This window comes from Mesobacillus maritimus, from assembly GCF_044803185.1.
In the GTDB taxonomy this organism is placed as follows: Bacteria; Bacillota; Bacilli; order Bacillales; family Cytobacillaceae; genus Mesobacillus_B; species Mesobacillus_B maritimus_B.
The window spans coordinates 121,980-137,748 of sequence record NZ_CP085225.1 but is presented as its reverse complement, the minus strand read 5'-3'; the positions used below and the strand labels follow the sequence as shown (position 1 = coordinate 137,748).

Here is a 15,769-nt window from a genome sequence, read left to right as displayed (position 1 = left end):
TTGTTTTTTAATTTATTTCACTTATAATTTGATTTCGATATCTACGCCTGACGGCAAGTCTAAACGCATCAATGAATCAACAGTTTGTGGTGTTGGATTGATGATATCAATTAGACGCTTATGCGTACGCATTTCGAACTGCTCACGTGAATCCTTGTACTTATGAACCGCACGAAGAATTGTGTAAACATTCTTTTCAGTTGGAAGCGGAATCGGTCCAGATACAGCTGCACCAGAACGTTTCGCTGTTTCAACAATCTTTTCAGCGGATTGATCAAGAATTCTATGATCATACGCTTTTAAACGGATACGAATTTTTTGTTTTGCCATTATTTTCCCTCCTTTTCGCCTATTTTAAAATAGACATTCTCCGCGAAAATTTTCCGCACACTCGCCATGGCAAAGCGGCCGGGTGTGTCGGTAACCTTCCGCATCAACGCAGTCAAAGACCAACATTGCCTATTATACAGAAAAACTTTGGTGATTGCAACACCTTTTAATTTTTCTTGTATGTCTAACACACTTTTTCTATTATAGACGCAAAAACCACGGAATTCAAGTAAAGTTTCTATATAATCCTCAGTTTATAAGCAGAAACTCTTTCCAGTAAACATAAATCATTCTTGCGCTTTATATATATAGAAGAAAGTAGACAAATCCTGAACTAAGATGAAAAAAACCGCCTCATTTAATGCTAAAGTTCAATCTACATAAAGTGATTCATGCTTATACCCACCAACAGGATCAATTAGAAATGGCTCAGAACTAAAAAAAGGTAGATGAGCGGACTCATCTACCTTTTTATAAATTAAGAATGATTATTCTTGGATACTTGCAACTACTCCAGCGCCTACTGTACGGCCACCCTCACGAATAGAGAACTTAGTTCCTTCTTCGATTGCGATTGGAGAGATAAGCTCAACTGTCATTTCAATGTTATCGCCAGGCATAACCATTTCTACACCTTCAGGAAGGTTACAGATACCAGTTACGTCAGTTGTACGGAAGTAGAACTGTGGGCGGTAGTTAGTGAAGAATGGAGTATGACGTCCACCTTCTTCTTTTGATAGAACGTAAACTTCAGCTTTGAAGTTTGTGTGTGGAGTGATTGAACCTGGCTTAGCAAGTACTTGTCCACGTTGGATTTCTTCACGAGCAACCCCACGAAGAAGAGCACCGATGTTGTCACCAGCTTCAGCATAATCAAGAAGCTTACGGAACATTTCTACACCAGTTACAGTTGTAGATTTTGGTTCTTCAGCAAGACCGATGATTTCAATAACGTCACCGACTTTAACTTGTCCACGCTCAACACGTCCAGTAGCAACTGTTCCACGACCTGTGATTGAGAACACGTCCTCAACTGGCATCATGAATGGCTTATCAGTGTCACGAGTTGGGTTTGGAATATACTCATCAACTGCATTCATAAGTTCAATGATTTTTTCTTCCCATTCTGCTTCGCCTTCTAGAGCTTTAAGTGCAGAACCTTTGATTACTGGAATGTCATCACCAGGGAAGTCATATTCAGAAAGAAGGTCACGAACTTCCATTTCTACTAATTCAAGTAGCTCTTCGTCGTCAACCATATCACACTTGTTCATGAATACTACAAGGTAAGGAACACCAACCTGACGTGAAAGTAGGATGTGCTCACGAGTTTGTGGCATTGGACCATCAGCAGCAGATACTACTAGGATACCGCCGTCCATTTGCGCAGCACCAGTGATCATGTTTTTAACATAGTCAGCGTGGCCTGGGCAGTCAACGTGTGCATAGTGACGATTAGCAGTTTCATACTCAACGTGTGAAGTATTGATTGTGATTCCACGCTCTTTTTCTTCTGGAGCGTTGTCAATTTGATCATATCCGCGTGCTTCTCCGCCACCAGCTTTTGAAAGAACTGTTGAGATAGCAGCAGTTAGAGTAGTTTTACCATGGTCAACGTGACCGATTGTACCGATATTTACGTGTGGCTTAGAACGATCGAATTTAGCTTTTGCCATTTTAGGAATCCTCCTTATTATTTGGAAAGTTTTAAGTATATTTTAGGCTATGGAAAAGGAGTTCCTTCCCCATAGCTATGTCCTACACTAGTAGTTATACTTGATTAAAGGTTGAAAATCAATTATTCACCTTTATTTTTTTTGATGATTTCTTCAGAAACGGATTTTGGAACTTCTTCGTAATGGTCGAAGTGCATTGAGAACACACCACGTCCTTGTGTACTTGAACGAAGAGCAGTTGCATAACCGAACATTTCAGAAAGTGGAACCATCGAACGAACTACTTGAGCGTTACCACGAGCATCCATACCCTCAACGCGTCCACGACGAGCCGTAATCATACCCATGATATCTCCAAGGTATTCCTCAGGGATAACAACTTCGACTTTCATTACAGGCTCAAGGATAACAGGTTGACATTTTGAAGCGGCATTTTTAAGTGCCATTGAAGCAGCAATCTTAAACGCCATTTCAGAGGAGTCAACATCATGGTATGAACCGTCAAATAGACGAGCTTTAATGTCCACTAGTGGGTATCCAGCAAGAACACCACGATCTAGAGCATCTTCAAGACCAGCTTGTACAGCCGGGATGTATTCACGTGGAACAACCCCACCGACGATGCCGTTCTCAAATTCGAAGCCTTTTCCTTCTTCATTTGGAGAGAATTCAATCCAAACGTGTCCGAATTGTCCACGTCCACCAGACTGACGCGCAAATTTACCTTCAACCTGAGCTGAACCGCGGAAAGTCTCACGATATGCAACCTGAGGAGCACCTACGTTTGCTTCCACCTTAAATTCGCGTTTCATACGGTCAACAATGATATCCAAATGAAGCTCACCCATACCGGCGATGATTACTTGTCCAGTTTCCTGGTCAGTATGTGCACGGAAAGTAGGATCCTCTTCTTGTAGCTTCTGTAATGCTGTAGTCATTTTATCCTGATCGGCTTTAGACTTAGGCTCTACAGAAAGTTGAATTACAGGTTCTGGGAACTGCATAGATTCTAGAATTACTTCTTGCTTTTCATCACATAGAGTATCGCCAGTTGTTGTATCTTTTAAACCTACCGCTGCAGCAATATCCCCTGCGTATACAGTTGAGATTTCTTGACGGCTGTTTGCATGCATCTGTAGGATACGACCAACACGTTCGCGTTTGCCTTTTGTTGAGTTCTTAACGTATGAACCAGCATCAAGAGTTCCTGAGTACACACGGAAGAATGTCAATTTACCTACATAAGGGTCAGTCATAACTTTAAATGCTAAAGCAGAGAATGGTTCGTTATCATCTGAATGACGTTCAACTACCTCTTCAGAATCCGGTAGATGACCTTGAATCGCAGGAACATCTAGAGGTGATGGTAGATAGTCAATAACTGCATCTAGCATTAACTGAACACCTTTGTTTTTGAATGCTGAACCACAGATTACTGGATAGAATTCAACGTTAGTAGTACCTTTACGGATTGCAGCTTTGATCTCTTCGACCGTTAACTCTTCACCGCCAAGGTATTTTTCCATTAATTCTTCATCAAGTTCTGCTACCGCTTCAAGAAGCTTTTCACGGTATTCTTCAGCTTGTGCTTTGTATTCTTCTGGAATTTCACCTTCAGTAATCTCTGTACCAAGGTCATTCGCATAGAATCTAGCATTCATTTCTACCAAGTCGATAATACCGCTGAATTCATCTTCAGCTCCGATTGGTAACTGGATAGGATGTGCATTTGCTTGAAGACGGTCATGGATTGTGCTAACAGAATATAAGAAGTCTGCTCCTAATTTATCCATCTTATTAACGAATACCACACGTGGTACTCCATAAGTTGTCGCTTGGCGCCAAACTGTTTCTGTTTGTGGCTCAACACCAGACTGTGCATCAAGTACTGCAACCGCTCCGTCAAGGACACGAAGGGAACGTTCAACTTCAACAGTGAAGTCTACGTGTCCCGGAGTGTCAATGATGTTTACACGATGGTCTTTCCAAGAAGCTGTTGTCGCAGCAGATGTGATTGTGATTCCACGCTCTTGCTCCTGCTCCATCCAGTCCATTTGAGAAGCACCTTCGTGTGTTTCGCCGATCTTATGGATACGGCCTGTATAATAGAGGACACGCTCAGTAGTTGTCGTTTTACCGGCATCGATATGAGCCATGATCCCAATATTACGTGTTCTTTCTAAGGAGAACTCTCTTGCCATTTGGTCTTTCTCCTTCCATGTATGAGTGTTTTAGTTTTGAAGGTTAGATTACCAACGATAATGAGCAAACGCTTTGTTTGCTTCTGCCATTTTGTGTGTATCTTCACGCTTCTTGACAGACGCTCCAGTGTTGTTAGCAGCGTCAAGAATTTCATTAGCTAAACGCTCTTCCATTGTCTTCTCACCGCGAAGGCGAGCATAGTTTACTAACCAACGAAGACCTAGTGTAGTACGACGATCTGGACGCACCTCAACTGGGACTTGGTAGTTCGCACCACCAACACGGCGTGCTCTAACTTCTAATACTGGCATAATGTTCTTTAATGCTTGATCGAATACTTCGATAGCTTCTTTTCCAGAACGCTCAGCGATGATATCAAATGCAGAGTATAAAATCTTTTGAGATTTACCTCTCTTGCCGTCAACCATCATTTTGTTAATCAAACGAGTAACTAACTTTGATTTGTAAATCGGATCCGGTAATACATCTCTTTTCGCAACAGGACCTTTACGTGGCATATTATTTCCTCCTTTCAAAAAGGCTTTTAATAGTTGTTGTTATTTCTTAGCTGCTTTAGGACGCTTAGTACCGTATTTAGAACGACCTTGCATACGGTTGTTTACGCCTGCTGTATCTAGTGCTCCACGAACGATATGGTAACGTACCCCTGGTAAGTCTTTTACACGTCCGCCACGGATAAGAACGACACTGTGTTCTTGTAGGTTGTGGCCGATACCAGGAATATAAGCTGTTACCTCGATTCCGTTTGTTAAACGAACACGGGCATATTTACGAAGCGCTGAGTTCGGCTTCTTTGGTGTCATTGTTCCAACACGAGTACATACACCGCGTTTTTGTGGAGATGTAAGGTTGGTTTGCGCTTTTTTGAAGCTGTTGTAGCCTTTGTTTAGCGCTGGTGATTTTGATTTTTCCTCGGCTGACTTACGAGGTTTGCGTACTAATTGATTAATTGTAGGCATTGTTTTTCCTCCTTTCGTTACTTTGGTAGACCCACACATCCAGGTGGTTCATTTTTTGCTAAAAAACAAAGTCTTTGCGGATCTGTACGCCACAAAAACAGTTTTTACAGAGTAAAAGAGACACTTACTGTTCCCCAATAAAACTTCCTGACCTTTCAAAAACAAGATATCAAGTAAGTAGGAACACCTTTGCTATAATAGCATCTCAAAAATAATATGTCAACATTATATTCATAAATTATTTTAAGTGGTTCATCATTCATAAAAAAGCGGTACTCCCTTATGAGTTGGAAGTACCGCTTTCTTTAACTGAGCTATCCAACCACTTTAGAACTACTCAACTGGTACTGCATCATCAGGCGTCTCTTCCACCAAGACCGGTTCTGCTTTACGATATCGTTGCATTCCCGTTCCAGCAGGAACCAGTTTACCGATAATAACATTTTCTTTCAAGCCAAGAAGTTCGTCGCGCTTTCCTTTAATGGCAGCGTCCGTAAGAACTCTTGTTGTTTCCTGGAAGGAAGCAGCTGACAAGAATGAATCTGTTTCAAGGGAAGCTTTTGTAATCCCAAGAATAACAGGGCGTCCAGTAGCCGGCAATCTACCTTCTAGAAGTGCCTGACGGTTAGCATCCGTAAACTGATGGATTTCAAGCAATGTACCTGGGAGAACATTTGTTTCACCAGCATCAATGACTCTAATCTTCCTCATCATCTGACGGACCATAACTTCAACGTGTTTGTCGCCAATTTCTACCCCTTGCATACGGTATACCTTTTGAACCTCGCTGAGGAGATACTCTTGAACAGACTTCACGTCTTTAACTCGCAATAATTCCTTTGGATCAATTGAACCTTCAGTAAGTTCTTGGCCTCGTTCTACTTGACTATTAACTGCAACTTTTAATCTTGCTGTATATGGAGCAGTATACGTACGTGATTCAACATCACCTTGTACGATGATCTCATGCTGGCGATCACGACCTTCATTGATACCCACAACAACCCCACTAATTTCAGATATAACCGCGACCCCTTTAGGGTTACGAGCTTCAAAAATCTCCTGAATACGTGGTAGACCTTGAGTGATATCGTCTCCTGCAACACCGCCGGTATGGAATGTACGCATTGTTAACTGTGTACCTGGTTCACCGATGGATTGAGCAGCAATAATACCAACTGCTTCCCCAACTTCAACTTCTTGACCTGTAGCCAAGTTGCGACCATAACACTTCTTACATACACCGTGGCGAGTGTTACATGTGAAGGCAGAACGAATCCACACTTCTTCGAATCCAGCATCAACAATTTCAATTGCTAAATCTTCAGTGATCAGATCGTTTTCCCTGATAATCACTTCTTTTGTTTCTGGATGTTTGATGGTCTTTCTCGCATATCGTCCGATTAAGCGCTCATCAAGAGCTTCAATGATCTCTGTACCATCTCGCAACGCTTTAACGTTCAAGCCACGGTCAGTTCCACAATCATCCTCACGAACGATAACATCTTGTGCAACATCTACGAGACGACGAGTCAAGTAACCAGAGTCCGCTGTCTTAAGTGCGGTATCAGCAAGACCTTTACGCGCACCGTGTGTGGAAATAAAGTATTCCAAAACAGTAAGACCTTCACGGAAACTTGATTTAATCGGTAACTCAATGATTCGTCCAGCTGGGTTGGCCATCAGTCCACGCATACCTGCAAGCTGGGTAAAGTTCGATGCATTACCACGAGCACCAGAATCACTCATCATGAAGATAGGATTTGTTTTACTCAAGGATTTCATCAATTTAGACTGAATCGTATCTTTTGCTGCACTCCAGATAGAGATAACACGGTCATATCGCTCATCCTCGGTGATTAAACCACGTCTGAACTGCTTCATGACATTATCTACTTTAGATTGTGCATCACTAATAATTTCTCCCTTTTCTTTAAGGACCACAATATCCGCAACACCAACTGTAATACCCGCTTTAGAAGAATAACGGAATCCAAGATCCTTCATTCGGTCAAGCATTTTTGATGTTTCAGTAATTTGGAATTTCTTAAAGACTTCTGCAATAATGTTCCCTAAGATTTTTTTCTTAAAAGGATCGACTAATGGTCTCTCTTTAATAACAGCCTTAACATCGGTTCCTTTTGGCACGAAATAATTTTCAGGGGTTTTCTCTTCAAGGTTGGTTTTTGTCGGCTCATTAATGTACGGGAATGTATCTGGTAAAATCTCATTGAAAATTAACTTTCCGACTGTAGTCATAAGCAATTGATTGCTTTGTTCTTCAGTAAAAGTCTGGTTCCCTAATGAACCTGCATGAACAGCAACACGTGTATGAAGATGGACGTATCCATTTTGATAGGCTATTAACGCTTCATTCCTATCTTTAAAGATCATTCCTTCTCCAACTGCACCCTCACGCTCAAGTGTTAGGTAATAGTTACCAAGTACCATATCCTGAGATGGAGTAACAACTGGCTTCCCATCCTTAGGGTTTAAGATGTTCTGTGCAGCAAGCATAAGCAAGCGTGCTTCTGCCTGAGCTTCTGCTGAAAGAGGTACGTGAACAGCCATTTGGTCACCATCAAAGTCTGCGTTGTAGGCAGTACATACGAGTGGGTGAAGACGAATTGCACGTCCTTCTACTAGCGTTGGCTCAAATGCTTGGATTCCTAGTCTATGAAGTGTAGGGGCACGGTTAAGTAACACAGGGTGTTCCTTAATAACATCCTCTAGCACATCCCAAACTTCCGGTTGAACTCTTTCAATCTTTCTTTTAGCCGATTTAATGTTATGGGCAAGTCCTTTTTGAACAAGCTCTTTCATTACAAATGGCTTAAATAACTCCAGTGCCATTTCCTTCGGAAGACCACACTGGTACATTTTTAGGTTTGGACCAACAACGATAACCGAACGACCGGAATAGTCAACGCGCTTTCCAAGTAGGTTTTGACGGAAACGACCTTGTTTTCCCTTCAACATATGTGAAAGAGATTTTAATGGACGATTTCCTGGACCTGTTACCGGACGGCCACGGCGACCATTGTCAATTAGAGCGTCGACAGCTTCTTGAAGCATACGCTTTTCGTTTTGAACGATAATACTAGGTGCTCCAAGGTCAAGCAAACGCTTGAGTCGGTTATTCCGGTTAATTACCCTACGATATAAATCGTTTAGGTCAGATGTAGCAAAGCGACCACCATCAAGCTGTACCATCGGTCTTAGCTCTGGTGGAATTACTGGAAGAACGTCAAGAATCATCCATGATGGTTCGTTACCAGAATTACGGAATGCTTCAAGAACTTCCAGGCGCTTAATCGCACGTGTACGACGCTGACCCTGAGCAGTTTTCAGCTCTTCCTTTAACCCGTCGACATCCTTATCTAAATCGATATCGGAAAGAAGCTTTTTAATCGCTTCCGCACCCATGGATGCTTGGAATTTGTTTCCGTATTTATCCTTATAGGCACGATACTCTTTTTCAGAGAGTAACTGCTTTTTCTCTAGAGCCGTATCACCGGTATCAGTTACTACATAAGAAGCAAAGTAGATAACTTCCTCCAACGCTCTAGGAGACATGTCAAGGACAAGCCCCATACGGCTTGGAATTCCTTTGAAATACCAAATATGTGAAACAGGTGCTGCTAGTTCGATATGGCCCATTCGTTCACGACGCACTTTTGCACGAGTAACCTCAACACCACATCGATCACAGACTACCCCTTTATAACGGACACGCTTGTATTTTCCACAATGGCATTCCCAGTCCTTAGTTGGACCGAATATCCGTTCACAAAACAAACCATCTTTTTCTGGTTTTAATGTTCGGTAGTTAATTGTTTCTGGTTTTTTCACTTCACCAAAGGACCATGAACGAATCTTATCTGGTGAAGCAAGGCCGATCTTCATGTATTCAAAATTATTGACATCCAGCAAGGGGCCTACCTCCCTTTTAATCTAGGGTTTTACCCGAATGAAAAGCAGAAGCGCTTTGGTCAGCCCCGAGGGGCTAAGCGCTGCAGCTAGACAAAGCTTATGTACCATCTAGTAGTACTAGCTAAAATTAAAATATGATTATGTGATGCCAAACTACTTTTAGACAGTTTGGCATCACACCTTATATCTTTTATTCCTTAGAACCAACTTTTTCTGAGTCAACATCCTCGGTTTCAGTCGCAATTGTTAATGTTTCAGGTTGCTGTAGCTCTTCGTCATCATCGAAGTCACGCATTTCAATTTCTTTTTCATCACCTGAAAGGATTTTAACGTCCATACCAAGACTCTGAAGCTCTTTCATTAATACTTTGAAGGATTCTGGAACCCCTGGTTCAGGGACATTCTCACCTTTAACGATAGCCTCGTAAGTTTTCACACGACCGACAACATCATCAGATTTGACAGTAAGAATCTCCTGAAGCGTATAGGCAGCACCGTAAGCTTCAAGTGCCCAAACTTCCATTTCCCCGAAACGCTGTCCACCAAACTGAGCTTTACCACCCAGCGGCTGTTGCGTAACAAGAGAGTATGGACCTGTAGAACGCGCATGAAGTTTATCATCAACCATGTGGGCAAGTTTAATCATATACATGACTCCTACCGATACACGATTGTCAAAAGGCTCACCTGTACGTCCATCGTAAAGGACTGTTTTGGCATCACGTGCCATACCAGCCTCCTCGATTGTTGACCAAACATCTTCCTCAGTTGCACCATCAAATACTGGTGAAGCAACATGAATACCAAGATAACGTGCAGCCATTCCTAAATGAAGCTCTAGCACCTGTCCGATATTCATCCGCGATGGAACACCCAGAGGGTTCAACATAATATCAATCGGGGTACCATCTGGTAAGAACGGCATATCCTCTTCAGGAAGGATACGAGAGATAACCCCTTTATTCCCGTGACGTCCAGCCATTTTATCGCCTTCATGGATCTTACGTTTTTGAACAATATATACACGAACCAATTGATTCACACCAGGAGGGAGTTCATCGCCGTCTTCACGATTAAAGACTTTTACATCAAGAACAATCCCGCCACCACCGTGTGGTACACGAAGTGATGTATCACGGACCTCACGAGCCTTTTCACCAAAGATTGCATGTAATAAACGTTCTTCTGCCGTTAATTCTGTAACACCTTTAGGCGTTACCTTACCAACGAGCAAATCACCGTCTTTTACTTCAGCCCCAACGCGGATAATTCCACGCTCATCCAGATTGCGCAGAGCATCTTCCCCAACGTTTGGAATATCACGAGTAATTTCCTCAGGTCCAAGCTTTGTATCACGAGACTCTGACTCATATTCCTCGATATGAATGGAGGTATAGACATCATCTTTTACTAAGCGTTCGCTCATGATGATAGCATCCTCATAGTTATAACCATCCCAGTTGATGAAGCCTACTAGCACGTTTCTTCCAAGTGCAAGTTCTCCAGCTTCCATGGAAGGACCGTCTGCAAGAATTTCACCTTTCGTCACACGGTTACCAACGCTCACAATCGGACGTTGGTTGTAGCAAGTACCTTGGTTAGAACGGATGAATTTCTGCATTTTATATTTATCAAGGTCACCCTTAACTTCTTGACCATCTACTTCTGTAATTCGACGGACCCAAACTTGACGTGCCTCAACATGTTCAACAATTCCTTCATGCTTACAAATAACTGCAGCACCAGAGTCTCTTGCAGAAACATGCTCCATACCTGTTCCAACTCTTGGAGATTCAGGTTGTAATAACGGAACAGCTTGACGCTGCATGTTCGCGCCCATCAAAGCACGGTTGGAGTCGTCATTTTCCAAGAAAGGAATACATGCTGTCGCAGCAGAAACAACCTGTTTTGGTGATACGTCCATATAATCAATTCGCTCGCGGCGAACTACGGTGTTTTCACCACGGAAACGGGCAACAACCATCTCATCTAGGAAAGCACCCTCTTCAGACAATAATGCATTCGCCTGAGCAACTACATAATTATCCTCTTCATCGGCAGTCAGATAATCAAAATGAGAAGTTACTTTTCCTGTTTCAGGGTCTACCCGACGGTAAGGTGTTTCAATAAAACCAAACTTATTCACTTTCGCAAATGAAGAAAGCGAGTTTATCAACCCAATGTTTGGACCTTCCGGCGTTTCAATCGGACACATACGGCCATAGTGGGAGTAATGAACGTCACGAACTTCAAAGCCTGCACGTTCACGTGTTAGACCACCAGGTCCAAGCGCAGATAAACGACGCTTATGTGTTAGCTCTGCCAATGGATTCGTCTGATCCATGAACTGTGAAAGCTGGGAGCTACCAAAGAATTCTTTTATCGAAGCGATTACCGGACGAATATTAATCAACTGCTGCGGTGTAATTGTGTTCGTATCTTGAATAGACATTCTTTCACGAACAACACGCTCCATTCTTGAAAGACCAATACGGAACTGGTTCTGTAATAGCTCTCCAACTGAACGAAGACGTCTGTTTCCTAAGTGATCGATATCATCGGTATCACCGACACCATGCAATAAGTTAAAGAAATAACTTATCGAAGCAATAATATCAGAAGGTGTGATGTTTTTAATTGGCTCTTCCACATACGCATTTCCGATGATGTTAATAACCTTTTCTCCATCATCATTCGGAGCATACACCTTAATAGATTGTAATAGGATATCATCCTCTACTACTCCACCAAAAGGCTTATGAGTTTCGAAACCAACATTTTTCTCTAGGCTATCAAGAATTTTATCTAGGGTTCTACGATCAAGCGTAACACCTTGCTCTGCAACAATTTCTCCTGTTTCAGGATCTACAAGGGTTTCTGCTAGTTTCTGCCCAAACAAGCGATTCTTAATATGAAGCTTCTTATTAATCTTATAACGACCAACATTTGCTAAATCATAGCGTTTTGGGTCAAAGAATCTTGAGACTAGGAGACTTTTTGCGTTATCGACTGTTGGTGGTTCACCTGGACGAAGACGCTCATAGATTTCAAGAAGTGCTTTCTCTGAGCTTTCTGTGTTGTCTTTTTCAAGCGTATTTCGGATATATTCATTATCACCAATCAAATCAATGATTTCTTGGTCTGAACCAAACCCAAGAGCACGCAAAAGAACCGTAACAGGGAGTTTCCTCGTACGATCTATCCTTACATATACAACGTCTTTCGCATCGGTTTCATACTCAAGCCATGCTCCGCGGTTAGGAATAACAGTAGCGGTAAAGCCTTTCTTACCGTTCTTATCCATTTTCGCACTGTAATATACGCTAGGAGAACGCACTAATTGAGATACGATAACCCTTTCGGCACCATTAATAACAAAGGTACCTGTCTCTGTCATAAGCGGGAAATCTCCCATAAAGACATCTTGGTCCTTTACCTCACCTGTTTCTTTATTGACAAGACGCACCTTAACCCTTAATGGAGCAGAGTACGTAACATCTCTTTCTTTTGATTCGTCTACCGGATATTTTGGCTCGGCAAGACTATAATCAATAAACTCTAGCGATAAGTTTCCTGTAAAGTCTTCAATTGGAGAAATATCCTGGAACATTTCTCTTAATCCCTCATCAAGGAACCATTGATAGGATGCTGTTTGTATTTCAATTAAATTCGGCAGCTCCAAAACTTCACTAATGCGTGCGTAACTTCTTCGCTGGCGGTGTCGTCCATACTGAACTAGTTGACCTGTCAACTGATTCACCCCTCAAATCAAGCGTAATTATTCCACTATTCGTGTTCTTCCTGCATACTACAATCATAAGACAAAAAGAAAAAGGGTTTTCACGTTTAAAAACCACATTTTCTGACGTACAATTATTTTGTTAGTTTTCCCCAAATATCCTAAAATATACGTATAAAGCTTATTTTTAGCATTTTAAAGAAAACTAATCTATGGCATTTTATAATACTATCATAGGCAAAATTTATCTGTCAACTTTTTTTGCTTTGATTATAAAGTACCCCTTCTTCTTCTCTACTACATCCACTTGGCCAAACATCATTTCAAGCTTTTCAATCGCAGAGGGCGCCCCCTGCTTCTTTTGAATGACAACCCATAGTTCGCCAAAATCTGCTAGATGGTCGTAGCTTTGTTCAAAAATTTCATGAACCGTTTTCTTTCCTGCCCGAATAGGTGGGTTGGTTAGAATGGAGTCAAAATCGCCCTCTTCAACCTGTAATAGGCGATCACTTTCATAAATCTTAACATTTTCAAGCTGATTTAGTTTTGCGTTTTCTTTAGCAAGGTCTAAGGCCCGCTGGTTAACATCAACCATATGTATAACCGCTTTAGGGAATGACTTAGCTAGAGATAGCCCAATTGGACCATAACCGCAACCTACATCGAGGATCTTCCCTTCGTTCTTATCAATCTTAAAAGTCTCAATTAACAATCGTGATCCAAAGTCAACCTCTTTCTTAGAAAAGACTCCCCGGTCCGTTTTGAATCGAAAGGTATGTTCCCTTAAACTGAAGTCCCAATAAACAGGATTACTTTCAACTTCCGGATTCTTTGAATAATAATGATTTGACACGAATCCACCACCCTGAAAAGCATATGACTTATTCCCCAAAAACTATTATTCTTGAAAGCCCGTCATACTATACGGATATAGCCAAAAAAAGCTCGCTTGATAGCGAGCTTTTCCAGGTTTTAAATTACTTAACTTCGACGTTAGCTCCAACTTCTTCAAGTTTAGCTTTAAGTTCTTCAGCCTCTTCTTTAGAGATACCTTCTTTAAGTGGCTTCGGAGCGTTATCAACAACTTCTTTTGCTTCTTTAAGTCCAAGGCCAGTGATTTCACGTACAACCTTGATAACCTTGATTTTTTGATCTCCAGCAGAAGCTAGGATTACATCAAATTCAGTTTGCTCAGCAGCAGCTTCTCCACCAGCAGCTCCACCCATAACAGCTACAGGAGCTGCAGCAGTTACACCAAATTCTTCTTCGATTGCTTTTACTAAATCGTTAAGTTCTAAAACAGTCATAGCTTTAACTGCTTCAATGATTTGTTCTTTAGTCATTGTAATTTTCCTCCTTAGGATTGTTTGTTTTTATTTAATATACGTAGATTAGCTTACGCGCCTTGTTCTTCTTTTTGTTCTGCAACAGCTTTTGTAGCAAGAGCAAGATTGCGGATAGGTGCTTGAAGCACGCTGAGTAGCATAGAAAGTAAACCTTCGCGAGATGGTAGATCTGCAAGAGCTTTAACATCTTCAACGGAAGCAAGATTTCCTTCGATAACACCCGCTTTAATTTCAAGCGCTTCGTTCTTCTTAGCGAAATCACTAAGAATTTTCGCAGGAGCAACAACATCTTCTGTGCTGAATGCAATTGCGTTAGGACCAGTTAACACTTCGTTTAAACCAGCAAGGCCAGCAGCTTCAGCCGCACGGCGAGTCATAGTGTTTTTGTACACTTTGAACTCAACACCTGCATCACGAAGTTGTTTACGAAGTTCAGTTACCTGACCAACAGTTAAACCACGGTAGTCAACAACGACTGTAGATACACTAGATTTTAGTTTATCAGCAATTTCGTCAACTAGTAGTTGTTTCTTTTCAATAACAGTGCTCATCATTACACCTCCTGTAGATTTATCTACACTCATACCGGTCAATAAAAAACCTCCGAGTCTAACAGACAAGGAGGTAGTATACAATAGTAAAACAATTGAGTCTATCGTATGACCTCGGCAGGAAATTAAGCTTTATGGGCACCTGCTGTCTGCGGTACAAATGTTATTTTATTTTAGCAACAAAATATATTATAGATAATATATTCGTTGTTGTCAATTGGAATTATTTTGCAGTTGCAGTTGATGGGTCAACTTTTACGCCAGGTCCCATAGTTGTAGAAACAGTTACATTCTTCATGTATGTTCCTTTTGCTGCAGCCGGCTTAACCTTCATCATTGTATCGAAGATTGTGTTGAAGTTTTCAACAAGCTTTTGATCTTCGAAAGAAACCTTACCGATTGGAACATGAATGTTTCCAGCTTTATCAACGCGGTATTCAACTTTACCTGCTTTAATTTCATTAACAGCTTTTGTTACGTCAAAAGTTACAGTACCAGTCTTAGGGTTTGGCATTAAGCCTTTAGGTCCTAATACACGTCCAAGCTTACCAACTTCACCCATCATGTCAGGTGTCGCTACGATTACATCAAATTCGAACCAACCTTGTTGGATCTTATTGATGAATTCAGAATCACCTACATAATCTGCGCCAGCAGCTTCTGCTTCTTTTGCCTTTTCGCCTTTAGCGAAAACTAGAACACGTTGAGTTTTACCAGTACCATTTGGAAGCACAACTGCTCCACGGATTTGCTGGTCAGCTTTCTTAGGGTCTACGCCTAAACGGAAAGCAGCTTCAACAGTAGCATCAAATTTAACAACGCTAGTCTTTTTTGCTAATTCAATTGCTTCTTGAACATCGTAAGCCTTTGTGCGATCTACTAGCTTAACGGCTTCTTGATATTTTTTACCTTTGTTAGCCATTATAATTTCCTCCTTGATTGTGGTTTTAGCGGAATTTCCTCCCACTCTGAAAAGCGGAGGCGCCTGTTCAGCCCCGACAGGCATAAGTCA

Annotated in this window: 11 protein-coding genes and 1 other annotated feature; all 11 genes read right to left on the bottom strand. The window is 41.6% G+C overall.

Features of this window, described 5'->3' with window-relative positions; genetic code table 11:
- Window positions 1-21 precede the first annotated feature (21 nt).
- On the bottom strand, window positions 22-330 hold the full coding sequence (gene rpsJ, locus LG336_RS00675) for a 30S ribosomal protein S10 (RefSeq protein WP_046524765.1): 309 nt from the start codon (window positions 328-330) through the stop codon (window positions 22-24).
- A 488-nt stretch (window positions 331-818) separates the two neighbouring features.
- A complete protein-coding gene (tuf, locus tag LG336_RS00670) occupies window positions 819-2,006 on the bottom strand; it encodes an elongation factor Tu (protein WP_404330703.1) in 1,188 nt (395 codons plus the stop codon).
- 122 nt (window positions 2,007-2,128) lie between these two features.
- Window positions 2,129-4,207 carry an elongation factor G gene (fusA, locus tag LG336_RS00665; RefSeq protein WP_404330702.1) on the bottom strand — a complete coding sequence of 693 codons (2,079 nt, stop codon included), beginning with the start codon at window positions 4,205-4,207 and terminating at the stop codon, window positions 2,129-2,131.
- Window positions 4,208-4,255: 48 nt separating this feature from the next.
- Window positions 4,256-4,726, bottom strand: coding sequence for a 30S ribosomal protein S7 (gene rpsG / locus LG336_RS00660; RefSeq protein WP_404330701.1), 471 nt, complete (start codon window positions 4,724-4,726; stop codon window positions 4,256-4,258).
- 39 nt (window positions 4,727-4,765) lie between these two features.
- Window positions 4,766-5,188, bottom strand: a complete 423-nt coding sequence (gene rpsL / locus LG336_RS00655) for a 30S ribosomal protein S12 (RefSeq protein ID WP_404330700.1) — start codon at window positions 5,186-5,188, stop codon at window positions 4,766-4,768.
- Between the two features lie 333 nt (window positions 5,189-5,521).
- Window positions 5,522-9,121, bottom strand: coding sequence for a DNA-directed RNA polymerase subunit beta' (gene rpoC / locus LG336_RS00650; protein ID WP_404330699.1), 3,600 nt, complete (start codon window positions 9,119-9,121; stop codon window positions 5,522-5,524).
- A 190-nt stretch (window positions 9,122-9,311) separates the two neighbouring features.
- Window positions 9,312-12,872: a DNA-directed RNA polymerase subunit beta gene (gene rpoB, locus LG336_RS00645; RefSeq protein ID WP_404330698.1), complete on the bottom strand. Its 3,561-nt coding sequence runs from the start codon at window positions 12,870-12,872 to the stop codon at window positions 9,312-9,314.
- A 232-nt stretch (window positions 12,873-13,104) separates the two neighbouring features.
- Window positions 13,105-13,713: a class I SAM-dependent methyltransferase gene (locus tag LG336_RS00640; RefSeq protein WP_404330697.1), complete on the bottom strand. Its 609-nt coding sequence runs from the start codon at window positions 13,711-13,713 to the stop codon at window positions 13,105-13,107.
- A 124-nt stretch (window positions 13,714-13,837) separates the two neighbouring features.
- Window positions 13,838-14,203, bottom strand: coding sequence for a 50S ribosomal protein L7/L12 (gene rplL / locus LG336_RS00635; protein ID WP_404330696.1), 366 nt, complete (start codon window positions 14,201-14,203; stop codon window positions 13,838-13,840).
- 53 nt (window positions 14,204-14,256) lie between these two features.
- The gene (gene rplJ / locus LG336_RS00630; protein WP_404333062.1) at window positions 14,257-14,757 is read right to left on the bottom strand and encodes a 50S ribosomal protein L10; all 501 of its coding nucleotides are present in this window, start codon (window positions 14,755-14,757) and stop codon (window positions 14,257-14,259) included.
- Between the two features lie 34 nt (window positions 14,758-14,791).
- Window positions 14,792-14,930 (bottom strand) — a sequence feature (ribosomal protein L10 leader region).
- A gap of 50 nt (window positions 14,931-14,980) precedes the next feature.
- Window positions 14,981-15,679 carry a 50S ribosomal protein L1 gene (rplA, locus tag LG336_RS00625; protein WP_404330695.1) on the bottom strand — a complete coding sequence of 233 codons (699 nt, stop codon included), beginning with the start codon at window positions 15,677-15,679 and terminating at the stop codon, window positions 14,981-14,983.
- Window positions 15,680-15,769 lie beyond the last annotated feature (90 nt).